Annotated in this window: 19 protein-coding genes; 10 read left to right on the top strand and 9 right to left on the bottom strand. The window is 74.0% G+C overall.

The genetic code is table 11. The annotated features are described in order from the left end of the window. The 5 genes from PSU4_RS25910 to PSU4_RS25930 form a co-directional block, all read right to left on the bottom strand. Nucleotides 1–1259: hypothetical protein (locus tag PSU4_RS25910; RefSeq protein WP_147113824.1), on the bottom strand; the 1259-nt coding region annotated here is incomplete at its 3' end. 10 nt (nucleotides 1260–1269) lie between these two features. Continuing rightward, nucleotides 1270–2640 carry a GTPase HflX gene (gene hflX, locus PSU4_RS25915; protein ID WP_186817186.1) on the bottom strand — a complete coding sequence of 457 codons (1371 nt, stop codon included), beginning with the start codon at nucleotides 2638–2640 and terminating at the stop codon, nucleotides 1270–1272. 177 nt (nucleotides 2641–2817) lie between these two features. Continuing rightward, the gene (gene dapF / locus PSU4_RS25920; protein ID WP_246115347.1) at nucleotides 2818–3708 is read right to left on the bottom strand and encodes a diaminopimelate epimerase; all 891 of its coding nucleotides are present in this window, start codon (nucleotides 3706–3708) and stop codon (nucleotides 2818–2820) included. Beyond that, a complete protein-coding gene (miaA, locus tag PSU4_RS25925; protein ID WP_186817185.1) occupies nucleotides 3705–4631 on the bottom strand; it encodes a tRNA (adenosine(37)-N6)-dimethylallyltransferase MiaA in 927 nt (308 codons plus the stop codon). Before miaA ends, dapF begins: the two co-directional genes overlap by 4 nt. Then, nucleotides 4628–5356: a class III extradiol ring-cleavage dioxygenase family protein gene (locus PSU4_RS25930; protein WP_147113830.1), complete on the bottom strand. Its 729-nt coding sequence runs from the start codon at nucleotides 5354–5356 to the stop codon at nucleotides 4628–4630. Before PSU4_RS25930 ends, miaA begins: the two co-directional genes overlap by 4 nt. 529 nt (nucleotides 5357–5885) lie before the next feature. On the opposite strand from PSU4_RS25930, the gene PSU4_RS25935 reads away from it, so the two are divergent. Together PSU4_RS25935 and PSU4_RS25940 are read left to right on the top strand one after the other, a co-directional pair. Further along, entirely contained in the window at nucleotides 5886–7151 is a 1266-nt protein-coding gene (locus PSU4_RS25935; RefSeq protein WP_373866102.1) for a DUF349 domain-containing protein, read from the top strand. A gap of 114 nt (nucleotides 7152–7265) precedes the next feature. Then, a complete protein-coding gene (locus tag PSU4_RS25940) occupies nucleotides 7266–7649 on the top strand; it encodes a cupin domain-containing protein (RefSeq protein ID WP_147113833.1) in 384 nt (127 codons plus the stop codon). On the opposite strand, the gene PSU4_RS25945 is transcribed toward PSU4_RS25940, so the two are convergent. After that, a complete protein-coding gene (locus PSU4_RS25945; RefSeq protein ID WP_147113836.1) occupies nucleotides 7638–9071 on the bottom strand; it encodes an MFS transporter in 1434 nt (477 codons plus the stop codon). The two genes, PSU4_RS25940 and PSU4_RS25945, sit on opposite strands and share 12 nt — an antisense overlap. 63 nt (nucleotides 9072–9134) lie before the next feature. Here PSU4_RS25945 and PSU4_RS25950 point away from each other — a divergent pair, with 63 nt between their 5' ends. Continuing rightward, on the top strand, nucleotides 9135–11120 hold the full coding sequence (locus PSU4_RS25950) for a M13 family metallopeptidase (RefSeq protein ID WP_147113839.1): 1986 nt from the start codon (nucleotides 9135–9137) through the stop codon (nucleotides 11118–11120). 93 nt (nucleotides 11121–11213) lie between these two features. Here the strand turns inward: PSU4_RS25950 and PSU4_RS25955 are convergent, their stop codons facing one another. Continuing rightward, complete coding sequence (locus PSU4_RS25955; RefSeq protein WP_147113842.1) at nucleotides 11214–13052, bottom strand: acyltransferase family protein; 1839 nt, start codon at nucleotides 13050–13052, stop codon at nucleotides 11214–11216. Between the two features lie 323 nt (nucleotides 13053–13375). Between PSU4_RS25955 and PSU4_RS25960 the strand changes: the two genes are divergently transcribed. Together PSU4_RS25960 and PSU4_RS25965 are read left to right on the top strand one after the other, a co-directional pair. Beyond that, complete coding sequence (locus PSU4_RS25960; protein ID WP_147113845.1) at nucleotides 13376–13975, top strand: superoxide dismutase; 600 nt, start codon at nucleotides 13376–13378, stop codon at nucleotides 13973–13975. Between the two features lie 73 nt (nucleotides 13976–14048). Beyond that, complete coding sequence (locus PSU4_RS25965) at nucleotides 14049–15755, top strand: AMP-binding protein (protein WP_222596399.1); 1707 nt, start codon at nucleotides 14049–14051, stop codon at nucleotides 15753–15755. Between the two features lie 22 nt (nucleotides 15756–15777). On the opposite strand, the gene PSU4_RS25970 is transcribed toward PSU4_RS25965, so the two are convergent. Together PSU4_RS25970 and PSU4_RS25975 are read right to left on the bottom strand one after the other, a co-directional pair. Continuing rightward, nucleotides 15778–17583, bottom strand: a complete 1806-nt coding sequence (locus PSU4_RS25970; RefSeq protein WP_147113848.1) for a bifunctional homocysteine S-methyltransferase/methylenetetrahydrofolate reductase — start codon at nucleotides 17581–17583, stop codon at nucleotides 15778–15780. Further along, nucleotides 17580–18935: a PucR family transcriptional regulator gene (locus tag PSU4_RS25975; RefSeq protein ID WP_147113851.1), complete on the bottom strand. Its 1356-nt coding sequence runs from the start codon at nucleotides 18933–18935 to the stop codon at nucleotides 17580–17582. The genes PSU4_RS25970 and PSU4_RS25975 overlap by 4 nt, the downstream gene beginning before the upstream one ends. A gap of 343 nt (nucleotides 18936–19278) precedes the next feature. On the opposite strand from PSU4_RS25975, the gene PSU4_RS25980 reads away from it, so the two are divergent. The 5 genes from PSU4_RS25980 to metK all read left to right on the top strand — a co-directional run. Beyond that, on the top strand, nucleotides 19279–19800 hold the full coding sequence (locus PSU4_RS25980) for a methylenetetrahydrofolate reductase C-terminal domain-containing protein (protein WP_147113854.1): 522 nt from the start codon (nucleotides 19279–19281) through the stop codon (nucleotides 19798–19800). A 73-nt stretch (nucleotides 19801–19873) separates the two neighbouring features. Further along, nucleotides 19874–20812 carry a methylenetetrahydrofolate reductase gene (locus PSU4_RS25985; RefSeq protein ID WP_147113857.1) on the top strand — a complete coding sequence of 313 codons (939 nt, stop codon included), beginning with the start codon at nucleotides 19874–19876 and terminating at the stop codon, nucleotides 20810–20812. Then, nucleotides 20802–22322 (top strand): hypothetical protein, encoded by a 1521-nt coding sequence (locus PSU4_RS25990; RefSeq protein ID WP_147113860.1) that lies wholly within the window; start codon nucleotides 20802–20804, stop codon nucleotides 22320–22322. Before PSU4_RS25985 ends, PSU4_RS25990 begins: the two co-directional genes overlap by 11 nt. Continuing rightward, nucleotides 22322–23437 (top strand): uroporphyrinogen decarboxylase/cobalamine-independent methonine synthase family protein, encoded by a 1116-nt coding sequence (locus PSU4_RS25995; protein ID WP_147113863.1) that lies wholly within the window; start codon nucleotides 22322–22324, stop codon nucleotides 23435–23437. Before PSU4_RS25990 ends, PSU4_RS25995 begins: the two co-directional genes overlap by 1 nt. After that, on the top strand, nucleotides 23434–24195 hold a 762-nt coding region (gene metK, locus PSU4_RS26000), incomplete at its 3' end, for a methionine adenosyltransferase (protein ID WP_147113866.1). The genes PSU4_RS25995 and metK, both read left to right, overlap by 4 nt.

A 24195-nucleotide genomic window follows, 5' to 3' on the forward strand; every position in this document is an offset into this window, starting at 1 on the left:
GGGCGCCCCGGGCGCGCGCCGTGGGGTGGCGGAGGCCCGGGCCGCGGGCCACCGGCCCCGGGGCTCGCAGCCGGGACGGGCCCGGGCACGCCGGCGGCGGCCGCGGAGACCGTGCGGTCGTCGGGGCGCGGCGCGCTGTCGGCGGTGACGGTCGGCGAGTCGTCGGGCTGCGGCGGTTCGGACTCGAGTTTGCGCAGCTCACGACGTGACCGGGAGAACGAGCGCAGCGCCATCAGGACCGCGCCGACGACCAGCACCGCAGCGGTGCTCACGGCGCCGATCATCGCCGGGGACGACCAGGAGACGGCGTCCTTCTCGGCGGGGTCGGCGGGCGCGGCGGGGGCCTCGGCGGCACCGGCGGCGATGAAGGCGACCGCGCCGTCGACCGAGCGGAGCGCACCGGGCGTCCCGCTGCGGGTCTCCGACCCCGACCACAGCGCACCGGTGGCGTCGAGCGCGACGGCTTCGCCCTGCGGCTCGTCGGGCAGCGGGATGCGGGTGGGGGCGGCCTTGAGGGCGTCGACGATGGCGCCGGCGTCGCCGGGTTCGGCGACGGGGTAGAGCCAGGCGTCGGTGTAGCTGCGCAGGGCGACGGTGCGACCGTCGGGGCTCACGGACCCGCCGGTGACGAGGCGGGACCCGATGCCGCCGAGCGGCCCGCCGGGGGTGTCGGAGGCGGGCAGGGAGACGTCGCCGACGCGCTGCATGACGGTCGGTCCGGTGCCGGTGAGCGGCCCGGGGGTCCGGTAGACACCTGCGGGACCGACGGCGTCCTTGGTGACGATGACGGGCACGCCGTCGGTGCCGACGAGCATCGCCTCGGCGTCGCGCGGACCGTCGGGGTAGCTGAGCCGGTAGAGCTTGGAGGCACCGGTCGCGGGCAGCGTGATGACGGCGACGGTCGCACGCGACGCGGTGTTGTCGCCGATGTCGGCCACCCACAGCGCGCCGGCGGGTCCGCGGGCGAGGTCCTCGGGGTCCAGGGGGTCGGTGGTGGCGGTGCGGCTGTCGGTGACGGCGCAGGTGGCCGGGTCGATGGCGTAAGCCGCGGTGCGGCGGCCGCCGTCGGCCATCGCCCACACCGTGGGCGCGCCGGCGGTGCCGTCGACGACGAGTCCCGACAGCTCGGCGAGCCGTGGGTCGTCGACGGTGCAGTGGGTGCGGACGCCCGGGGGCGGGTCGGCGGCGAGGGCCGTCCCGGCTCCGCCCAGGAGGGCGGCCCCGAGGACCAGGACGACCGTGGCCGCGCGACGGATCACCGTCGGGTGCTCATCGGGGTGCCGCCGTGAATGTCGCGACGGCCGTGGCGAGCTCGGGGCCGACGCGGGCGCGCAGCCTGGTGCCGTCGGCCACGTGTTCCTCCTCGATGACGATGCCCTCCTCGTGGATCCGGGCGACGAGTGAGCCCTCGGTGTAGGGCACGAGCAGGTCGACCTCGACCTCGGGGTTGGGCAGGAGCTCGGCGATGCGCCGGGCGAGCAGGGCGATGCCGTCGCCGCGGTGGGCGGAGACGAACACGGCGTCGGGCAGCAGGTGGCGCAGCCGGGCGAGCTGGAGGTCGGTGGCCGCGTCGACCTTGTTGACGACGAGCAGCTCCGGCGGCATCCGCCCCTGCTGTTCCTCGCCGATCTCGACGAGGACCTTGCGCACGGCGGCGATCTGGTCCTCGGGCAGCTGGTCGGAGGCGTCGACGACGTGGACCAGCAGGTCGGCCTGCGCGGTCTCCTCCAGCGTCGACCGGAACGCCTCGACGAGCTGGTGGGGCAGGTGCCGTACGAACCCGACGGTGTCGGTGAGGGTGTAGGTGCGCCCGTCGGGGGTCTCGGCGCGACGCGTCGTCGGGTCGAGGGTGGCGAACAGGGCGTCCTCGACGAGCACACCGGCGTCGGTGAGGGCGTTGAGCAGGCTGGACTTGCCCGCGTTGGTGTAGCCGACGATGGCGACGCCGGGTGTCTCGTTGCGCCGCCGCGACCCGCGCTGGGTGTCGCGGACGGTGCGCATGGCGGCGATCTCGCGGCGCAGCTTGGACATGCGGTGGCGGATGCGTCGGCGGTCGAGCTCGATCTTGGTCTCGCCGGGGCCACGGCCACCGATGCCGACACCGCCCGCGGCCCGGCCACCGACCTGCCGCGACAGCGCCTCACCCCAGCCGCGCAGCCGCGGCAGCAGGTAGGACAGCTGGGCCAGCTCGACCTGCGCCTTGCCGTCGCGTGAGCGGGCGTGCTGGGCGAAGATGTCGAGGATCAGGGCGGTCCGGTCGATCACCTTGACCTTGAGCTTCTCCTCCAGCTGGCGGAGCTGGCCGGGTGAGAGCTCGCCGTCGGCGATCACGGTGTCGGCGCCGGCGGCCTGGACGGCGCTGCGCAGCTCGTCGACCTTGCCGGAGCCGATGAACGTGGCGGGGTCGGGGCGGGCGCGGCGCTGCACGAGGCCGTCGAGGACCTGGGAGCCGGCGGTCTCGGCGAGGCGGGCCAGTTCGACGAGCGAGGCCTCGGCCTGCGTGGCGCTGCCGGAGGTCCACACCCCGACGAGCACGACGCGTTCGAGGCGCAGCTGCCGGTACTCGACCTCGGTGATGTCGGTGAGCTCGGTGGACAGGCCCACGACCCGCCGCAGTGACGACCGCTCCTCGAGCTCCATGTCGCCCGTCGACGGCTCACGGCCCGTGTGGGCGGCCACCGTCGCGTCGCGGCGGGGGTCGTCGGTCCGAGGGGTGAACATGGCGGAGATGTCGAGTCGGGATTCAGTCATCGTGTGACCCATCCTCCCACGTCGCGACGACGGTGTCCGCCGCATTGCGTCGCGACGGGGCGAGGGTCACCCGTTGTGGGTGACAGGTCCGGTGTCCAACCCGTCCCACCAGGCACGGTCGAGCTCGCCGCGGGCGAGGACGACGGCGGGCCCGTGCAGGACGGTGGTGCCGTCGGCGTCGACGGTGACGCGCAGCCGCCCGCCGGGGGTGCCGACGCGCACGTCGCCGGAGTCGCGGCCGGCCCGGCGCAGCGCGGCGACGACCGCGGCGACGGTCCCGGTGCCGCAGGAGCGGGTCTCCCCCACGCCGCGCTCGTGGACGCGCATCGTCACGTCGCCGTCGGGGGCGAGCGGGGTCACGAACTCGACGTTCACACCGTGCGGGAACAGCGCCGGGTCGTGGCCGGGGGGCACGTCGAGGTCGAGCCCGGCGATGTCGGCGGTGGTGACGCAGGCCAGGTGCGGGTTGCCGACGTCGACCGCGAGCCCGGCGTAGGCGTGTCCGCGGACGGTGGCGGTGCTCTCGGCGCCGACGCGTGCGACGCCCATCCCGACCGACACCTCGCCCGCGGCGCCGTCGCCGCCGGCGAAGCGGACGGTGCGCACTCCCCCGCGGGTGCCGATGACGTGCTCGCCCGCGCCGGTGGGCAGCAGGCCGTCGAGGGCGAGGTGGCGGGCGAAGACGCGCACGCCGTTGCCGCACATCTCGGCGACGCTGCCGTCGCCGTTGCGGTAGTCCATGAACCATTCGACGCCCGCCTCGGGGGTGGGCGCGTCCGGGCCGGCGGCGGCCCAGCGGACGACGCGCAGGACGCCGTCGGCGCCGAGGCCGCGGCGGCGGTCGCACAGGGCGGCGACGCGGGCGGGGGTGAGGTCGAGCGCGCCGTCGGGGTCGGGGAGCACGACGAAGTCGTTCTCGGTGCCGTGGCCCTTCGCGAACCGGATTCTGCTGCTCACGGGCCGCAGGGTATCGACGCCACCACCTGGGCGGTGAGGTCGGGGGCAGCGCCGTCGAACCATCGGATGCGGTGGTCGCGGCGGAACCAGGAGCGCTGGCGGCGCACGAACCGGCGGGTGGCGACGACGGTGCGCTCGGCGGCCTCCGCCATCGTGCAGTCGCCGTCGAGGGCCTCGACGACCTGCTGGTAGCCGAGTGCCCGGGAGGCGGTGCGGCCGTCGCGCAGACCGCGGTCGAGCAGGGCGCGGGTCTCGTCGACGAGCCCGGCCTCCATCATGAGGTCGACGCGGGTGGCGACGCGGTCGTCGAGCTCGGTGACGTCGCGGTCAACCCCGACGAGCACGGCGTCGTAGCGGGGGTCGCCGATGCGCGGCATGGTCGCGGTGAAGGGTCGGCCGGTGAGCTCGATGACCTCCAGTGCGCGGACGATGCGCCGTCCGTTGCTGGGCAGGACGGCGGCCGCGGCGGCGGGGTCGAGCTTTGCGAGGCGCGTGTGGAGGGCGCCCGGCCCGGCGGCGGCGAGCTCGTCCTCCAGGCGCGCGCGGATGGCGGGGTCGGTGCCGGGGAACTCGAGCTCGTCGAGGACGGCCTGCACGTAGAGCCCGGAGCCGCCGACGAGCACGGGCGTGCGGCCGTCGGCGCGCAGCCGTTCGATCACCGCGCGGGCCTCGCGCTGGTAGGCGGCGACGGAGGCGGTGTCGGTGACGTCGAGGACGTCGAGCAGGTGGTGGGGGACGCCGTGGCGGTCGGCGACGGTGAGCTTCGCGGTGCCGACGTCCATGCCGCGGTAGAGCTGCATCGCGTCGGCGTTGACGACCTCGCCGCCGAGCTTCTCGGCCAGCGCGAGGCCGAGGTCGGACTTGCCGGTGGCGGTCGGCCCGACCACGGCGACCAGTGGCGGCCCTGCGGCAGCGCTGCTCACCGGCGCGTCCAGAACGCGACGTGGTAGGCGACGCCGAAGGGCGCCGCCGAGCAGAGCAGTTCGGCGTCCCAGCGGCCGCCCGCCGCGGCGCCGGCGAGGACCTGCCAGGGCGCCCGGCCGGCCACCCACAGCTGGTCGGCGAGTCCGGGGTCGAGGGCGGCGAGGGCGTCGGTGTCGGCGGTGGCGAGCGCGGCGGCGACGGTGGCGTCGAACGGGGCGGCGCGGGGGTCGAGGTGGCCGGGGGCCTTCTCGGTGTGGGTGGCGGCGCCGTCGCCGACGACGAGCAGCCCGACGGCGTCGTCCGCGGCAGCGGGCTCGGCGGCGAGTGCGCGCCCGAGGGCCAGGCAGTCGGCCGTCGGCAGGTCGGGCGCGACGAGCTCGCCGCGGATGGCCACGGCCGTGCCGGTCGAGGCGGCGGCCCAGCCCGCGACGAGCAGCGGCAGCGGCAGGTCGCGATCCGCCGTCGCCTCCACACGGGCGGACGTGTCCAGCGCGACCCGGACGTCGACACCGAACCCGACGAACGTCCCGACGGCGCCGGGCGCGACGGTGCGCCGGCCCCCGGCGTCGGCGCCGACGGCGATCCATCGCGAGGCCCGCGCGGCCAGTCCGGCGGCGGCGTCGCGGACCGCGTCGCGCACGTCGGCGGTCTCGGCCGCGGCGGCGCCCGCGAGCTCGGGCACCAGCAGGGGCGGCTGGGGCAGGACGGCCACCGCGGAGATCACGGCACCGAGCGTAGCCACCGGCCCGCGCGGGCGCGGCGGCTCGTCGCCCCGCAGCGTCCGCTGGCGGCGCGACCCGGGCGAACGGTTCCCGTACGTGCGCTTACCTGTTTGAATCGCGAGCGACGGACCGGTCGTGACGGATCGGCTCCGCGATGTGCAACGGGCTCCGCCTCGGCGGAGCGCCCGTCCCGCAGGGGTGGGCCTGACGAAGGAGGCACGGGTGTCGGACGAGCAGGCGAACAGCGGGGACGGGACGGAGACGGAGGCCACCGCGGCCGAGACCGTGCCCGAGCAGCAGGCAGCCGAACCCGAGCAGGCGCCCGGGACGACGCCCGGGCAGGAGCAGGCCGAGCCCGCCCGCAGCACCGTCGCCGCCCCGCCGCGGCCGGTACCGGGTCCGCCGCCCGCGCCCCGCGCGCCGCTGCCCGGCCCGCCGCCGGGTGGCCGTCCGCGTCCGGTCCCGCCGCCCCGGCCGCCGGCCGCACCGGCCGCGGAGGCGTCACCCGCCGAGGCGGCGGCCGCGGAGCCGGTGCCGGTCGCCGCGGTGCCTGCGGTACAGACGATCGCGGTGCCGGAGGCGAGCGCCGATCCCGGCCGCTGGGGCCGGGTCGACGACGAGGGCCGCGTCTTCCTGGTGACGTCGTCGGGTGAGCGCGAGGTCGGGTCCTGGCAGGCCGGTGCGCCGCAGGAGGGCCTGGCGCACTTCGCCCGTCGTTTCGACGACCTGCGCACCGAGGCCGAGCTGCTCACCAACCGGCTCGCGGCCGGTGGGGGCGACCCGAAGCAGGCCCTGCACAGCGCGACGGCGCTGCGCGACTCGCTGCCGGAGGCGGCCGTCGTCGGCGACGTGGCGTCGTTGTCGGCGCACGTCGCCCAGCTGGTCACGGTGGCCGAGGAACACGTCGGTGCCGCCCGGTCGGCCCGCTCGGCGCAGCGTGAGGCGGCGGTGGCGCGCAAGGAGGCGCTGGCCGCCGAGGCCGAGGCGCTGGCCGCCGACGCTACGCAGTGGAAGCAGGCGGGCGACCGGTTCAAGGCGATCCTCGACGAGTGGCGCACGATCAAGGGCATCGACCGCCGTACCGACGAGGCGCTGTGGAAGCGGTACTCGCGGGCGCGTGAGGCGTTCAACCGCCGCCGCGGCTCGCACTTCGCCGATCTCGACCGGCAGCGGGCCACGGCCAAGGCGCGCAAGGAGGAGCTGGCCGCGGAGGCGGAGCAGCTCGTCGAGTCCACGGAGTGGGGCCCGACGGCGGCGCGCTACCGCGAACTGATGGCGGAGTGGAAGGCGGCGGGCCGCGCCCAGAAGGACGCCGACGACGCGTTGTGGCAGCGGTTCCGCGGCGCGCAGGACCAGTTCTTCTCCCGCCGCACCCAGGTGTTCAGCGAGCGCGACGCGGAGTTCGGTGCGAACGCCGAGGCGAAGCGCGCGCTGCTCGCGGAGGCCGAGAAGATCGACACCGACGACGCCGACTCGGCCCGCGCGGCGCTGCGTGACATCCAGGAGCGCTGGGAGACGATCGGCAAGGTCCCCCGCGACGACATCCGCCCGCTGGAGTCGGCGCTGCGTGCGGTCGAGGAACGGGTCCGCGAGGCGGTCGATCGGCAGTGGCGGCGCACCGACCCGGAGGCCGAGGCGCGGGTCGCGCAGTTCCGCGACCGGGTGGCGCAGTTCGAGTCGCAGGCCGAGAAGGCCGAGGCGGCGGGCGACGCGAAGCGGGCCCGGCAGGCCCGGGAGCAGGCCGACCAGTGGCGCGAGTGGCTGAAGACCGCGGAGGAGTCGGTCAACCAGCGCTGAACCGGGCGCTGCGGCGCGACGCCGAGACCGTCGTCACACGGGCGGGGCGACGCGGGGTGCGAGGGTGGACGCGGCCCTCGCGCCGGTGCGGGGGCGCGACCGCGAGGAGTGCCGATGCCCGAGAACCCGTACCTGCGCCGCGTCGACGCCGACGCGCTGGCCGCGACCGGTGTGGGTGACCGGTTCTCGCAGAACCTCATCGGGCGGGCGACGGGCGCGTCGACGTGTCACGTCGACTGGATCCGCACGCCGCGGGGCGGCGGCTCTCCCGCGGGGCTGCACACCCACGAGGTCGACCAGGTGTTCTGGGTGCTGGAGGGCACGATGAGCATCGAGGTCGACGGCCGGGAGTTCGACGCGCCCGCCGGCAGCCTCGTGGTGTTCCCGGCCGGTGTGCCGCACCGCAACTGGAACGCGGGCGACGTACCGACGGTGCACCTGGCCGTCAACACCCCGGCGCCCGATCCGGGGGTGCCGTTCGCCCGCTCAGTGGGGTGACACGTGCCCGGTCACGACGTCGCCCGCGGTGCGCGAGAGCCGCAGCGCCTCGACGGCCGGGACCAGCAGCACGAGGACGAGTAGCACGAACGCGACGCGGTAGGGCGTGGCGGGGGCGTCGGACAGGCCGGTGACCTGCCCGATCGGGTCGCCGAGCCGCACGAACAGGGCGCCCACCGCGACGCCGAGGCCCGCACCCAGCTCCTGCAACGTCGACATCAGGGTGTTGGCGCCGGTCATGCGGTCGGGCTCGACGTCGGCGTAGGCCACGCTGTTGTAGGCGGTGAACCCGGTCGACCGGACGATTCCGCTGGCCAGCAGCAGGGCCAGCACGACGGGCAGCGGCGTCTCGTCGGTGAGCAACGCCATGCCCACCAGGCACGCCGCTGACGCGGCGATCGAGAACAGCACGAGGGTGCGGATCCCGAAGCGGCGCATGAGCGGTGTCGTGGCGGGCTTGATGCCGACGTTGCCGACGAACAGGGCGATCACCACGAGCCCGGCCTGCGCGGCCGACCAGCCGAAGCCGAGCTGGAACAGCAGCGGCAGCAGGAACGGGATCGCGGTGATGACCATCCGGTAGACCGAGCCGCCCGCCGCGGTGAGCCGGTAGGTCGCGACGCGGAGCATGCGCAGGTCGAGCAGGGGGCGGCGGGCGCGCAGCAGGTACCGCACGGCCGCGGTGAGCAGCACGGCGGCGAGGACGAGGCCGGTGACGGCGCTCCCCCACCGGCCGGCGCCGACGCTCTCCAGGCCGACGACGAGCGCTGCCGCCCCGCCCGCGGTGAGCAGGAAGCCACGCCAGTCGAGGGCGCGCCGTGGCCCGCGCACGTCGGGGACGATCCGCAGGGCGAGGACGAGTGCGGCGATGCCGAGCGGCACGTTGACGATGAAGATCCAGCGCCACGACGCGTAGTTGGCGAGTACCCCGCCGAGGGCGGGCGCGATGACGGGCGCGACGAGCGCCGGCCAGGTGAGGAACGCGATGGCGCGCACCAGGTCCCGTTTGGGCGTCGTGCGCAGCACGGCGAGCCGCCCGACCGGCACCATCATCGCCCCGCCGACGCCTTGGAGCACCCGCGTCGCGGTGAGGACGGGCAGGCTCGGCGCCATCGCGCAGCCGGCCGAGGCGAGGGTGAAGATCACGAGTGCGGCGGTGAAGACGCGGCGGGCCCCGAAGCGGTCGGCGAGCCAGCCGCTGATCGGGATGAGCACGGCGAGGGTGAGCAGGTAGCCGGTGATCGCGACATTGACGTCGACCGCGCTGACGCCGAGGTCGTCGGCGATGTGGGGGGCGGCGGGCGCGATGACGGTGCCGTCGAGGATCTCCATGAAGAACGCGCCGGCGACGAGCAGCGCGAGGGGGCGTTGCAGCCCCGTCGGCCCTGGACGTGCCGACGGACCTGCCTCCGCCTCGACCATGCGTCCACCGTAGGCGAACGCCGATCGCTGCCGAATGTCGTGGGGCCGGGGCAGAATGGCGCCATGACGACCTCCCCGTCCTCCCCGACCTCACGGCGGTCCGGGCTCGACCTGCGCTGGGTCGACACCGGGATCCGTCCGCAGGACGACCTGTTCGGTTACCTCAACGGGCAGTGGCTGCGCACGCACGAGATTCCGGCCGACCGGTCGCAGGACGGCGCGTTCCATGCGTTGCGCGACAACGCCGAGGCCGACGTGCGGGCGATCGTCGAGGAGTGCGCGGCGACCGACGCCGCCCCCGGTTCCGAGGCCCGCCGCGTGGGCGACCTCTACACGTCGTTCATGGACGTCGAGCGCATCGAGAAGCTGGGTACCGAGCCGCTGCGCCCGCTGCTCGCCGAGGTCGCCGAGGCGGCCGACACGACGGCGCTCGCGGCGGTGCTGGGGCGTCGGCAGCGGGAGGGCCGGGCCGGGCTGTTCGGCGCGTTCGTCAGCACCGACGCGAAGGACTCGTCGCGCTATCTGGTGCACCTGTCGCAGTCGGGGCTGGGCCTGCCCGACGAGTCGTACTACCGCGAGGACTCCTACGCCGAGATCCGCGAGAAGTATGTCGCGCACCTGCACCGGCTCGCCGAGCTGGCGGGTCTGGAGGAGCCCGCGGCCCTGGCCGCCACCGTGATGGAGCTGGAGACGGCGCTGGCGGCCGTGTCGTGGGATCGCGTCACCAACCGCGACGCGGAGAAGACCTACACGCTGATGACGGGCGCGGCGCTGGCGGCCAACGCGCCCGGCTTCGAGTGGGACGTCTGGCAGGAGGCGCTGGGCGGCCCGGCCGACGCGTTCGACGAGGTCGTCGTCCGGCAGCCGGCGTTCGTGACCGCGGCGGCGGCGATGTGGCGCGACCGCCCGCTGGAGCAGTGGAAGGCGTGGCTCGCGATCCGCACGGTGTCCTCGTGCGCCGACTACCTGAGCGAGGCGCTGGTCGAGGCCGACTTCGACTTCTACGGCCGCACCCTGTCGGGCACCCCGGAGCTGCGGGAGCGCTGGAAGCGTGGCGTGGGGCTCGTCGAGGGCGCGCTGGGTGAGGCGGTCGGGCAGCTCTACGTGCAGCGGCACTTCCCGCCCGCGGCCAAGGAGCGGATGGTCGAGCTCGTCGCCAACCTGGTCGAGGCCTACCGGCAGTCGATCTCCGCGCTCGACTGGATGAGCGAGCAGACGCGGGAGCGGGCGCTGGAGAAGCTGGGCCGGTTCACCCCGAAGATCGGCTACCCCGACGAGTGGAAGGACTACTCGGGCCTGGAGGTCGACCCGACCGACCTGCTGGGCAACGTCCGCCGCGCCGGCGAGTGGATGTCGGACTTCCAGTTCGCGAAGCTGGGCAAGCCGGTCGACCGCAACGAGTGGCTGATGACGCCGCAGACCGTCAACGCCTACTACCACCCGCGGATGAACGAGATCGTCTTCCCGGCCGCGATCCTGCAGCCGCCGTTCTTCGACCCCGACGCCGACGACGCCGCGAACTACGGCGGGATCGGCGCGGTCATCGGCCACGAGATCGGCCACGGCTTCGACGACCAGGGCAGCAAGTACGACGGCGACGGCAACATGACCGACTGGTGGGAGGCGAGCGACCGCACCGAGTTCGAGCGCCGCGCGCAGGCCCTGATCGACCAGTACAGCGCGCTGTCGCCGATCGGGCTGGCCGACCACAAGGTCAACGGCGCGCTCACGGTGGGCGAGAACATCGGCGACCTCGGCGGGCTGACGATCGCGCTGAAGGCGTACCGGATCGCCCTGGGCGACGAGGAGGCCCCGGAGCTCGACGGGTTCACCGGCCTGCAGCGGGTGCTGCTGGGCTGGGCGCAGGTGTGGCGGGCGGTGACCCGCGACGCGGAGGCGATCCGACGGCTGACGATCGACCCGCACTCCCCGCCGGACCTGCGGTGCAACGCCGTCGTCACCAACCTCGACGCGTTCCACGAGGCGTTCGACGTGCAGGAGTCCGACTCGCTCTACACCGCCCCGGGCGAGCGCGTCCGCATCTGGTGACGGCGGCCCCTCCCCGCCGAGTTCGACACAGGACTGGTTCGCGCGGCGCGTGGACCAGTGCCACGTCGAACTCGGCGGGGTTGTGGGCGGGCGTCAGGGTCCGGTGAGCGCGTCGCGGATCGCGGTGGCCAGCACGGTGCGGCCACGGACGGTGGGGTGCACCGAGTCCGGCCCGACCAGGCCCGGGTCCTCGGCGACGTAGGCACCCCAGTCGACGAACCGGGCCTGCGCGGTGTGCCGGGCGACGGCGTCGCGCAGGGTGACGTTGTTGGCGTCCGACCAGCGGCGCGGCACGGAGATGCCGACGAGCACGACCCGGCGGTCGCCGGCGGCGGCGATGACGGCGTCGACGTCGCGGGCGGTGATGGTGCCGTTGGCGCCGAGGTCGACGACGACCGGGCCGGCGCTGCGGGCGGCCCAGCTCGCGACGAGGTCGGGTGCGGTGCTGAACTGCCTGCCCACCTTGCCGTCGACGATCGTCTGCGGGCCGAGGGTCTCCTGCAGCGCACCGGCGCTGCCGAGGGTGATCGAGTCGCCGACGACGAACACGGGCCCGGCGACCGGCCCACCGGCCGGTGGCGTGGTGGTCGGGGTGGGCGCGGTGGTCTCGGGCCCGGGCGTCGGCGCCAGGGCCGGGTCGGTGGCGTCGACGGGCGGTTCGCTGTCCTGAGCGTCCACCGACGACGGCGCAGGCGCGCCGACGGGAGTTCCCGTCACAGCGACGACACCGCACGCGGTGAGTGCCGTGCACAGGATGCCGCAGGTCAGGGCTGCGGCGGTGCCCGCGCGGGCGCGCGCGAACATGGTGCGGATCGCGCCGCGCCGGATCGGTGTCTCCAGCAGCCGGTAGGACAACTCGGCCACCAGGAGCGTCGCGACGATCCGCCCGGTGTCGACGACCCACGCCGGGGCGGGGATGTCGATGCCCGGCCTGGTCAGGACGAAGATCGGCCAGTGGTAGAGGTAGATGCCGTAGGAGCGGCGGCCGAGCCAGATGAGCGGTCCGCGCCCGAGCACGGCGCCGACGATCCCGCTGCGCGCCGCCGCGACCACGACGACGGCGGTCAGCAGCCCGGTGCGCAGGAAGCCGCCGTGGGTGTAGAGGTCGGAGTCGAACTCCGAGGCCGCGGTGAACGCGACCAGCAGGGCGACGAGCGCGGCGAGCCCGGCGACGTCGACGATCGTGCGGCGCGGCCCTGACAGTCGTCGCGACCAGGCTTCGGGGCCGTAGACGAGCGCGAGCGCGGCGCCGACGAGGAAGCCCGAGGCGCGGGCGTCGGTGCCGTAGTAGACGCGGATGTTGGAGTCGGGGTCGAACAGCAGCGCCATGACGACGGCCGACGAGAGTGCCAGGAGCAGCGCGAACGCGGCGGCGCGGCGGCGGGCGACCATGGCGAGGACGCCGACGAACAGCAGCGGCCAGATCAGGTAGAGCTGGCCCTCCACGCCCAGCGACCAGATGTGCAGCATCGGTGAGGGCCGGGCGAACGCCTCGCCGTAGGGGACGTCGGCGATGACGAGGTGCCAGTTCTGGACGTAGCCGAGCGAGGCGAGCGCGTCGGCGCGCAGGCCGGCGACGTCACCGGGTAGCAGCAGCCGGTAGCCGACGACCGTCGCGACCACGCACGCGACCAGCGCGGGGACGAGGCGCCGGGCCCGGGCGAGGAAGAACGCCTTGGCGTCGACGCGGCCGCGGGCGCGCAGCTCGCCGACGAGCAGCTGGGTGACGAGGAAGCCGCTGAGGGTGAAGAACACCTCGACGCCGAGGAAGCCGCCGCCGGCCCACGGCAGTTCGAGGTGGTAGGCGAGGACGCCGAGCACCGCGATGGCGCGGAGGCCGTCGAGCCCGGGGGCGTAGGGGACCGCGGCCGAGCGCGCCCGGGTGGCGCCGACGCGTTGCGGGTCGGCGCGCTTGACGAGCTGCTCGACCATCCGCCCCCTCGCCCGTCAGCCGACCAGGTGACCTTGTCACGTGCTGTGCCGATCGGGAACGCACGTGATCGGCGTGTCGTGAGGGGCCGGGGAGTCGGATGGGACGTTCGGGAACGAGACGGGCGCGCCGGTCCCGGTGACGGGACCGGCGCCGCCCCGCGCGGTGTCGAGCTGCCAGAACGATCACCGACGCGGACCTCCGACAGCTGTTGCAAGAGGCTGGCAACAGTGTAACCACGGCAGCAGTGGGCAAGCCACACCAACAGCGAGAAGAATGCTGTTGCAAGATGATGGCGACAGCCCTGAACGACGATGGAGGACCCGTGGCCGACTACACGCTCCCCGACCTGCCCTACGACTACAACGCGCTCGCCCCGCACATCGCGCCCGAGATCATGGAGCTGCACCACTCCAAGCACCACAACACCTACGTCACCGCCCTGAACCAGACGCTCGAGAAGCTCGCCGCCGCCCGCGACGCGAACGACTTCGGCGCGATCGTCGGCCTGGAGAAGACGCTCGCGTTCAACCTCGGCGGCCACGTCAACCACTCGATCTTCTGGAAGAACCTCTCCCCCGAGGGCGGCGACAAGCCCACCGGCGACCTCGCCGCGGCCCTCGACGAGCACTTCGGCTCGTTCGAGAAGTTCCAGGCCCACTTCACCGCGGCCGCCACGACGATCCAGGGCTCCGGCTGGGCGATCCTCGGCTGGGACACCCTCGGTTCCCGGCTGCTGGTCCACCAGCTCTACGACCAGCAGGCGCAGCTGCCGGCCGGGCAGGTCCCGATCGTCATGCTCGACATGTGGGAGCACGCGTTCTACCTGCAGTACAAGAACGTGAAGCCCGACTATGTCAAGGCGTGGTGGAACGTCGTCAACTGGGCCGACGCGGCCGAGCGTCTGACCGCCGCCCGGGCCTGAGCCTGTGAGTGGCGATAGTCGCGGGAGCGACTATCGCCACTCACGACCCCGTTCCCGGGCGACCGTCCGGCGCGTGGCCGGTCGGAGGACCCTGGCGGCCGCCCGCGTCTGCCACTACACCGCTGGCATGACGCTCTCGGCGCAGTCGCCCGCCCCCGGGGCCATCGGCCGCTCCCTGTGGACACGCACCGGGGCCGACCGCGTCGGCGAGCTGACCGTCGGCGCGCTGCTGCAGCGCGCCGCGATGCTCGCCCCCGACACCGTCGCGCTCGTCGAAGGCGTGCCGGACCGCGACGCCCGGCGCCGCTGGACCTACGCCGAGCTGCTCGCCGACGCCGAGCGCGCCGCCCGCGCACTGCTCGGCCGGTTCGCGCCGGGCGAACGGATCGCGGTGTGGGCCAACAACATCCCCGAGTGGCTGCTCCTGCAGACCGGCGCTGCGGCGGCCGGGCTCACCCTCGTCACCGTCGATCCCGCGCTGCGTCGCGACGAGGTCGCGCACGTCCTGCGCCGGTCCGAGGCGGCCGGGGTCTTCCTCGTACGCGAGTACCGCGGCAACCCGATGGCCGAGACCGTCACCGGACTGCGCGCCGAGCTCCCGGCGCTGCGCGGGGCCGTGCTGTTCGAGGACTGGGCGGAGTTCGTCGACACCGGCGACCCTGCGCTGGGACTGCCCGTCGTCTCCCCCTGCGACGCCGCCCAGATCCAGTTCACCTCCGGCACCACCGGCCTGCCCAAGGGCGCGGTCCTGCATCACCGCGGCCAGGTCAACAGCGCCTGCCTGTCCTACGGCGAGCTGCTCGGCATCCGGCCCGGCGACCCGATGGTCAACGTCATGCCCATGTTCCACACCGCCGGGTCCGTACTGGCCACGCTGTCGGCGATCGGGACGTGCGCGACGCAGGTGTTGCAGCCCTGGTTCGACCCGGCGCTCTACCTGCGGCTGATCGAGGAGGAGCGCAGCATCCTCTTCGGCGGGGTCCCGACGATGCTGCTCGCCACCCTCGACCACCCGGCGATGGCCACGACGGACACGTCCTCGGTCCGGGTCGCGCTCTCGGGCGGGGCGACGGTCCCGCCGGCGTTGGTCCGCCGCGTCGAGGCGACGCTCGGGGTGCCGATGGGGATCATCTACGCCCAGACCGAGGCCTCCCCCGCCATCACGATGACCGCGCCCTACGCCGACTCCGCCGACGACCGCGCCACCACGCTGGGCCGCCCGCTCCCGGCGATCGACGTCGCGATCATGGATCCGGTCGACCGGCGCACCCCTGTCCTGCCGGGTGTCGTCGGCGAGCTGTGCACGCGGGGATACCACGTCATGACGGGCTACGTGGGTGACCCGGAGCAGACGGCCGCGGCCGTCGACGACGACGGCTGGCTGCACACCGGTGACCTCGCGAGCATGGACGAGCGCGGCTACTGCCGGATCGAGGGCAGGCTCAAGGAGATGATCATCCGGGGTGGGGAGAACGTCTTCCCCCGCGAGATCGAGGACGTCCTGCTCGGCCATCCCGACATCGCCGACGTCGCCGTCGTCGGGGTGCCCGACGAGCTGTGGGGCGAGCAGGTCGGCGCCGCGGTCCGGCTGCGCGAGGGCGCTGTCCCCGACGAGGCCGCGTTGGTGGCGTGGGGGCGGGAACGCCTTGCGCCGCACAAGGTCCCGCGGGTGTGGCGGTTCGTCGACAGCTTCCCGACGACGACGTCGGGCAAGATCCGCAAGCACCTGATCGCCGCGGACATGGTCGACAGCGCCCAGGACCCTCGTGAGTGGCAATAGTCGCTCCAGCGACTATTGCCACTCACAGGCGCCGGAGGCGCTGCACCGTCGCCGCGACGTCGGAGCCGCCCGTCACCACGACGCCGCGCGTCATGGTGCGGACCTGTTCGGCCAGCGCCAGCGCCAGGTCGACACCGGCGGCCGCGGCGTCGGGGCCGGCGTCGGCGAGGGCGGCCAGCGTCGCGTCGGGGATGGTCACGTCGGGAACCTCGTGGGCGAGGTAGTCGGCCTCGTCGAAACCCGTGAGCGGACGGATCGCCACCAGGACCGGGACGCGCCCGTCGACAGCCTCGACGACCCGCTCCAGACCGGCGGGCTCGTAGACGGGCCGGGTGATGAGGAACTGCGCGCCCGCGGCGATCTTGTCCAGCGCGCCGGCGGCGGCGCGGCCGGGGTCGCGGCTGCCCGGGTTGACGCGCGCGCCGATGTCGAACGACGTCTTCGTCCCGAGCCGCAGCCCGTGGTAGTCGGTGCCCTCGTTGAGCCCGGCGAGCAGCTCGATCAGGCCGAGGGAGTCGACGTCCCAGATACCGTCGACGTGCGGATAGTCGCCCACCAGCGGCGGGGTGCCGGTCTCGCACAGCACCCCGCGGACGCCGAGGGCGTGCGCGCCGAGCAGGTCGGCCTGCAACGCCATGATCGTGCGGTCCCAGGTGGTGACGCTGGCGAGCGTCGTGACGCCGAGGCGGTCGTGCAGGTGCAGCGCGAGGTCGACGGAGTTGACCTGGGCGCGGGGGCCCGACGACGCGGGCACGCACACCAGCCCGACGCCGGCCTCGCGCAGCTCCGCGGCGAGCGCGACGCTCTCGTCGACACCCCCGGTCGTGGGCGCCGCGAGCTCGACCCCGATCAGGGGGCCGGCCGCGTCGAACAGCTCCGGTCGTGCCGGCGGGACGGGCAGTGACCGCGACGGTTCGACGACCGTGACCGGCTGCTGCGCCCGGTACTCGGCGACGGCGGCGGCCGCGGCCGCGAGCTGGCCGGGTGTGGTGCCGCAGCAGCCGCCGACGAGCGCGGCCCCGGCATCGAGCAGCTGGCGGGTGTAGCGGACGAAGTACTCGGCGTCGATGTCGTACTCGAACCGGGCGGGCGCGACGCGCCGCGGCAGCCCGGCGTTGGGCTGCACCGTCAGTGGCAGCGCGGTGTGCGACCGCAGCTCCCGCAGCACGGCGAGGCAGCCCTGCGGGCCGAGGGTGCAGTTGACTCCGACCGCGGCGAGCGGCAGCCCGGCCAGGGCGGTGACGAGCTCGTGCGGGGTGTGCCCGGACAGCGTGTGGTGGTCGGTGCCGAACGTGGCCTGGGCGACGACGGGCACGTCGCCGGTGCGCCGCGCGACCTCCAGCGCGACCTCGGCGGCCTCGACGAGCTCGTCGAGGTGCCCGAACGTCTCCAGCATGACGACGTCGACACCCGCCCCGACCAGCACCTCGACCTGCTCGCGGACCGCGGCCCGGCGCTCCTCGGCCCCGACCCGGCGGCGCTGGTGCACGCTCACCGCGGGCGCGACCGAGCCGGCGACGAACACCGGCCGGTCGGCGCGGGCGGCGGCCTCCAGCGCGAGCCGGGCGGCCTCGGCGTTGATGCGGGCGACGTCGTCGGCGGCGCCGTACTCGGCCAGCCGCAGCCGGCTCGCGCCGAAGGTGTTGGTCTGCACCAGGTCGACGCCGGCGCCGACGTAGCTGTCGTGGATGGTGCGGACGAGCCCGGGCTCGGTCAGGGTCAGCGCCGGCAGCGCCTGGTCGAGGGAGTTCCCGGCGGCGTGCAGCATCGTGCCCATCGCGCCGTCGCCGACCAGCACGGACGTGGCGAGCAGGTCCCTGACCGTCACCGTCGCCCCCCGAGTGCGTCCAGGATCTCCACCGCGACCTCCGCCATCAGCCGGTCGCGGCGCACGTCGAGCGACAACCCGGTGATCTCCTCGATGCGCCGGATCCGGTAGCTCACCGTGTTGGGGTGCACGTGCAGCTTCTCGGCGGCGCGACGCGGGGAGTTGTTGTGCTCGAAGTACGCCGAGAGCGTCGCCAGGTACTCCATGCCGCCGTTGCGTTCCTCCGCGATCAGCGCGCCGACGACCTCCTCGGCGAACCCGCGCAGGTCGGCGACGTCGGGCACCCGCAGCAGCAGCCGGTGGATGCCGAGATCGGCGAACGCGGTGACGCTGCCGGTACCGCCGAGGCGCTCACCGGCGAGCAGGGCGTGCCGGGCCTCGGTGTAGGAGCGGGAGATCTCCGCGGCGCTCCTGCACGGGTTGCCGACGCCCGCCGCGACCGGGGTCCGCATCCCCGTCCGGCCCGCGGTGGCCGCGAGGCAGCCGGCGGCCAGCACCCGGGCCGCGTCGACCGGCGACCCACCGGCCTGCGGCGCCGGGACCAGGGCGACGACCTCGTCGGAGCGGGTCGCGACGATCGCGTCGGGCACCAGCCGTGCCGCCGCGGCCTCGACGGTCCCGAACACCACCGGCGCCCGGTCCCCCGCCGAGCCGATCGCGACGGCGCAGTACCCGCGGCCGGGTTCGAAACCCAGGTGCTGGGCCCAACGGTCGATCTCGGGGTCGTCGCGGTCGCGGGCCAGCAACAGGCCCTCGACCAGCTCCTGACGCGCCCGGCCCGCGGCGGCGGTGACGACCAGCTCGCGGCCCAGCACCACCCCGCACACCATGGCCGCGTGCTCGGTGACGAGCAGCCGCATGTCCTCGGTCAGCTCGCCCGCGCCGGGTGAGGAGACGGCGGACGGGCACGGGGTCGTCGTCACCAGGTACCCGGACACGTCCTCGCCGACGGAGACCGGCGCGACGATCGTCGCCGACCCGGCGCCGGCGGTGCCGGGGACGGTGAGCGCGCGGCGGTTGCGCGCCGCCGCGGCCAGCACCGTCCGCAGCCCGGTGACGCCGGCCTGGTCACGCAGCGCGGACACGACGTCGCGGTCGCCGACGCCGGCGCGGGCCAGCACGTCGAGGCGGCGGTCGAGGACGACGACGCCCGCGGCGGCACCGTCGGCGAGCAGGGCGACGACGTCGGCCAGCTCGGTGTTCTGGGAGGCCAGCGCGGACAGGTGCCCGCACATGCTGACGACGCGGCGCAGGACCGCGGCCTCGTCGACACCCCCGAAGCGCCGCCCGGTCGCCGGGGGGCGGGCCGGCACGGGCGACGGCGTCCTCGCCGTCGAACCCGGGGCCGCCATGCGCGGACCGTACCCGCGGGCTGTGACGGGACACAACGACCACACAGCTGGTTGTCGCCGGACACAAACCCGGCAAGATTCGGTTGTGACCTGCTCCACCGGCGCAGCACGCAAGGGCGCTGTACCGCAGGAAGGAACGCCGCACCGAAAAGATGATCACCGTGACGGACACTGTGCCAGACCACAACGAGCCGGTGGGGACGTTGGCCGCCTGCCACGATGACGCGACCCGCCGACGACTGCGAAGCTCGATGTCCGACGGGGTCACCGGCCAGGAGGGTGCTGAAGAACTCCGGCCGTAGTAGGCCCGAGTTCTTCAGCGCGCTCCCGGGGAGCAGGTGTGATGACGAACGACGCACGGCCGCGACCGTTCCGCCCGCGCCTGGGCGCCCGGCTCGGCTACGCGCTGCACGCCGGGCTCGCTGCGAACCCGCTGTATGCCCGCCTCGCCGCATGGTTGGAGCGCCGTCCCCGGGCCTACCGGGCGTTCACCGCGGCCGAACGCGTGACCAAGCAGGAGCTGTTCGGCTGCCGGATGTGCGGGCAGTGCGCCCTGCCCGCCACCGGCTACACGTGCCCGATGACGTGCCCGAAGCAGCTGCGCAACGGCCCGTGCGGCGGGGTGTCCCCCACCGGCGGGTGCGAGGTGTATCCGGAGCTGACGTGCGTGTGGGTCGTCGCGATCGAGCGGGCCGAGGCGGCCGGGCACGGCACCGACCTCGACCTGCTGCACCGCCCGATCGACCAGCGGCTGCGCGAGCAGAGCTCGTGGGTCAACTACTGGCAGGGCCGCGACGACGACCTGTGGACCTCGGCTCCGCTGCTGCGCCGGGAGCTGGGGCTGCAGCCCGTGGGCAAGCGATGAGCGAGCGTCAGCGAGCGAATCATGGACACAGCGTCCGCGCGCAGCGCCGACCGAGCCCCGGCGAGGGAGTGCGATGAGTTTGCGCGCGGCGTTCGCGGCGGGGCGGTTCGCGGTCACCGCCGAGATCGGGCCGCCCCGCGGCGCCGACCCCGACGCGATCACGCGCAAGGCCGAGCTGCTGCGCGGCTGGGTCGACGCCGCCAACGTCACCGACAACCAGGGCGCCCACGTGCGGATGTCGAGCCTCGCGGGCAGTGTGCTGGCGATGCGGGCCGGGGTGGAGCCGGTCATGCAGCTGACCTGTCGCGACCGCAACCGCATCGCGCTGCAGTCCGACCTGGTCTCCGCCGGCGCCCTCGGCATCCCCAACGTGCTGCTGCTCTCGGGCGACCATCCCCGCTTCGGCGACCACCCCGACGCCGCCCCGGTGTTCGACCTCGACTCCACCCAGCTCGTCGCGACGGCCCGCACGATGCGCGACGAGGGTGTCCTCGCGTCGGGCCGCGAGATCGGGGCGCGTCCCGGTTGGCTGGTCGGGGCCGTGGAGAACCCGTTCGCGCCACCGCGGTCGTTCCGGGCCCGGCGGTTGGCGAAGAAGGTCGCGGCGGGCGCGGAGTTCGTCCAGACCCAGTACGTGTTCGACGTCGAGGTGTTCGCGGCGTGGCTGGCCCGGTTGCGCGACCTGGGCGTCACCGAGAAGTGCAAGGTCCTCGCCGGGGTCGGGCCGATCCGGTCGCTGCGCGTGTGCGAGTTCCTGCGCTCGGGGGTTCCGGGTATCCACGTCCCCGACGAGGCCGAACGCCGGCTGCGCGGGGTTCCCGCCGCCCGGGTCGCCGAAGAAGGAGTGTCCATGTGCGTCGAGACGATCCAGCGGGTCGCGGCCGTCCCGGGCGTCGCGGGCGTGCACGTCATGGCGTTCGGGTACGAGCGGGGCGTCCCGGAAATCCTGGAACGCGCGGGGATCGCCCCGCAACCTGCAGTGTCGATGGAGGGACTCGGACATGCTGGTTGACTTCCGGCCCCACTCCCGGCTGCGCGGCACCACGCCCATCGACATCACGACGGCGCTGGTCCCGGTCGTGGAGGCCCTCTCGGAGGACTCGACGGACCTGTCGAAGGTGCGGCTGGTCTGCGACTGGGTGCAGTACAAGGAGAACTTCCGCGACGTCGTCGCGCTGCGCCCGATCCTCGCCCGCCCCGAACGGCTGCCGGGCAACGACCCCGTCGTCGTTCCCGCCGGTGTCCGCGACGACGACCTCGAGGTCGCCGTCGACGTGCGGCGCAGCGCGAAGCTGCCGCTGAAGGAGCACACCGCCGAGCTGCTGCGCGAACGTGCGGCGGGCGGCACCGACGGCCGGGTGCTGCTGGAGGGTTGGGGCGCGGGCTCGCGCAGCTGCATCTGGTCGTTCAACGCCCGCTACTGGGCCGACCTCGCGCTGTGGGAGAAGTCGACGGGCCGCGGCTACGAGCAGGCGTTGCCCGGCGGGGAGAGCGACGCCCGCAACCACGACGCCGCCCGCGACCTGATCCGCAAGCTGTTCGCGGTGTGGGACCCGCTGGCCGAGGCCGGTGCCCTGCCCGAGGAGCTCTACGTCGTCGAGCTGGGTGTGGGCAACGGCAGCCAGGCCAAGGTGTTCCTCGACGAGTTCCGGGCGCTCGACGCCGAGCACGGCCGCGGCTACTACCGCCGCCTGCACTACCTGATGTGCGACTACTCCCAGCACGTCCTCGACCTGGCCCGCGAGACCGTCGCCGAGCACCTCGCCCACGTCAGCTCGTTCGCCCTCGACGCGACGAAGCCTCGGACGTCGCTGGGGTTCCTGCGCTGGAAGGTCTTCCTGGTCTACATCTCCAACGTCTACGACAACCTCCCCACCGACGAGGTCGCCCAGCTCGGCGGGCGCACCTACCAGGTGCAGACGCGCGCGTACCTGCCTGCCGAGGAGGCGCGGGCGTTGGCCGAGCAGGCGAACACCACCCCGGAGGAACTGCCGGCGTTGGTGCACAAGCTGCTGCGGCTCGGCCCGGCGCTGCTGGCCGAGGCCGCCCCCACCCACGTCGCCGACACCGACGCCGCGGTCGCGTTCTGGCGGGCGGCGTGGAGCGCGGTGCGTCTCGACGAGCGCTACGTCCCCCTCGCCGGGCTCGACCTCTACGAGCTGACCCCGGCCTCGAACGGCGAGCCCGCGGTGAGCGGGGAGATGCTGCGCCCGCTGCTGGAGTCCGGTGCCGACGTGCGCATGCACGTCAACAACGGCGCACTCGCGAGCTTCGTCGACAGCCTGCAGCTGCTGCACCCCTTCGGGACGCTGATCTGCCACGACCTGTTCGTCACCGACGTCGCCGCCTACCGCGCGAACTTCCGCGGCCCCGGCAAGTACGACGGCTCCGTGGTCAACTGGGTCAACGGTCCGCTGCTCGCCCACGTCGGGCGCCGGCACGGGTTCGACGTGCACTACGCCCCGTTCGCCCACCGCTCCGGTGGCAACATCGTCACCATGACCGCCCAGGTGAGGGACTGATGTCGGCGCCTCGCAACGCTGCCCTGATGGGGCGGGTGCCGCTGCTGCCGACGACCGTCGTCGGCTCCTACCCGGTCCCGGAGTGGATGGAGCGGCTCAAGACCGACTACTACCGCAACCGGATGAGCCACGCCCAGCTCACCGACCTGCACGAGATGGCGATCAAGGCCGCGCTGCGCGACCAGGAGCTGGCGGGGATCGACATCGTCTCCGACGGCGAACTGCGCCGCGACAACGACGTCGACTACTTCCTCGCCCGCATGCCCGGGGTGGAGATCCCGCACACGGCCAAGGAGTTCTACTTCGACTACTACGAGGCGCGGGTCCCGGCGCCGCTGCCCGACCGGTTCGGCCCGTCACCGCTCGGGCTGGCCGACGACTTCGCCTTCACCTCCGAACAGACCTGCGGGCCGGTCAAGTTCTCCTTCACCGGCCCGTTCTCGCTGTCGCGGCGCATCCACGACTCCGTCTACACCGACCGCCGCGAACTGGTCCTGGCGATCGCGCGGGTGCTCAACGCCGAGGCCCACGCCCTGGCCGAGCGGGGTGCGCAGCTGCTGCAGATCGACGAACCGTTCCTCGCGGGCTACCCCGACGCCGTCGGCACCGCGATCGAGGCCGTCAACGTCGTCACCGACGGCGTGGACGTCACCTGGGGGCTGCACGTCTGCTACGGCAACCGCTACGCCCGCCCGCTGTGGGAGGGCCACTACGACTTCCTGTTCCCCGCCGTGCTGGACGCGAACGTCGACCAGCTGGTGCTGGAGTTCGCGCGCAAGGGCTACGAGGACCTGCCCGTGATCGAGAAGTTCGGCTGGGACCGCACCATCGGGCTCGGGGTCGTCGACGTGAAGTCGTCGCAGGTCGAGACGCCCGAGCTGATCGCGTCCCGCATCCGCAGCGCGCTCGAGCTGGTCCCGGCCGAACGGCTCGTCGTGAACCCCGACTGCGGGCTGCGCAACGTCACCGGAGCCGTCGCGCGGGCCAAGCTGGAGGCCATGGTCGCCGGCACCGCCGCCGTGCGCGCCGAGCTCGCCCCGCGCATCGCCGCCACCCCCGCGCACACCCCGTCAGAGCAACCACCCGAGACCGTCGCCCGAGGAGCCCGAGGATGACCCAGCACGAGTCGCACGACTACCTGTTCACCTCCGAGTCGGTGACGGAGGGCCACCCGGACAAGATCGCCGACGCCATCTCCGACGCCGTGCTCGACGCCGCGCTCACCAACGACCCGTACTCGCGCGTGGCCTGCGAAACCCTCATCACGACGGGCATGGTCGTCCTCGCCGGCGAGATCACCACCCCCGGCCAGCTCGACTACACCCAGATCGTGCGCGACACCGTCAACAGGATCGGCTACGACGACGGCCGCTACGGCTTCGACGGCCACACCTGCACCGTGCTCGTCGCCCTCGACAAGCAGTCCCCCGACATCGCCCAGGGCGTCGACCAGGCCCACGAACACCGCGGCAACCTCTCCGACGACGAGCTCGACAAGGCCGGCGCCGGCGACCAGGGCATGATGTTCGGCTACGCCACCGACGAGACACCCGAGCTCATGCCGATGCCGATCGCGTTGGCGCACCGGCTCTCCCGCCGCCTCGCCGAGGTCCGCCGCGACGGGCTGGACTACCTGCGTCCCGACGGCAAGACCCAGGTCTCGGTCCGCTACCACGACAACGTGCCCGTCGGTGTCGAGCGCGTGCTGATCTCCACCCAGCACGCCGAGGAGGCCACCAACGACCGGATCCGCGAGGACCTGTGGAACGAGGTCGTCACCCAGGTGCTGCCGGCCGAGTTCTACGACGCCGACGACCTGCGGTCGAGCCTGCTGGTCAACCCGACCGGCCGGTTCGTCATCGGCGGGCCCGTC

Origin of the sequence: Pseudonocardia sulfidoxydans NBRC 16205, from assembly GCF_007989085.1 — a bacterium.
Lineage (GTDB): Bacteria > Actinomycetota > Actinomycetes > Mycobacteriales > Pseudonocardiaceae > Pseudonocardia > Pseudonocardia sulfidoxydans.

Excerpts from the sequence above, each read along its gene's own strand:
- PSU4_RS25940 (WP_147113833.1), top strand. The coding sequence starts at position 7,266 with ATGCCCGAGAACCCGTACCTGCGCCGCGTCGACGCCGACGCGCTGGCC.
- PSU4_RS25950 (WP_147113839.1), top strand. The coding sequence starts at position 9,135 with ATGACGACCTCCCCGTCCTCCCCGACCTCACGGCGGTCCGGGCTCGAC.
- hflX (WP_186817186.1), bottom strand. The coding sequence starts at position 2,640 with ATGGAGCTCGAGGAGCGGTCGTCACTGCGGCGGGTCGTGGGCCTGTCC.
- PSU4_RS25955 (WP_147113842.1), bottom strand. The coding sequence starts at position 13,052 with ATGGTCGAGCAGCTCGTCAAGCGCGCCGACCCGCAACGCGTCGGCGCC.
- PSU4_RS25945 (WP_147113836.1), bottom strand. The coding sequence starts at position 9,071 with ATGGTCGAGGCGGAGGCAGGTCCGTCGGCACGTCCAGGGCCGACGGGG.
- PSU4_RS25985 (WP_147113857.1), top strand. The coding sequence starts at position 19,874 with ATGAGTTTGCGCGCGGCGTTCGCGGCGGGGCGGTTCGCGGTCACCGCC.
- PSU4_RS25975 (WP_147113851.1), bottom strand. The coding sequence starts at position 18,935 with ATGGCGGCCCCGGGTTCGACGGCGAGGACGCCGTCGCCCGTGCCGGCC.
- PSU4_RS25980 (WP_147113854.1), top strand. The coding sequence starts at position 19,279 with ATGACGAACGACGCACGGCCGCGACCGTTCCGCCCGCGCCTGGGCGCC.
- PSU4_RS25995 (WP_147113863.1), top strand. The coding sequence starts at position 22,322 with ATGTCGGCGCCTCGCAACGCTGCCCTGATGGGGCGGGTGCCGCTGCTG.
- PSU4_RS25990 (WP_147113860.1), top strand. The coding sequence starts at position 20,802 with ATGCTGGTTGACTTCCGGCCCCACTCCCGGCTGCGCGGCACCACGCCC.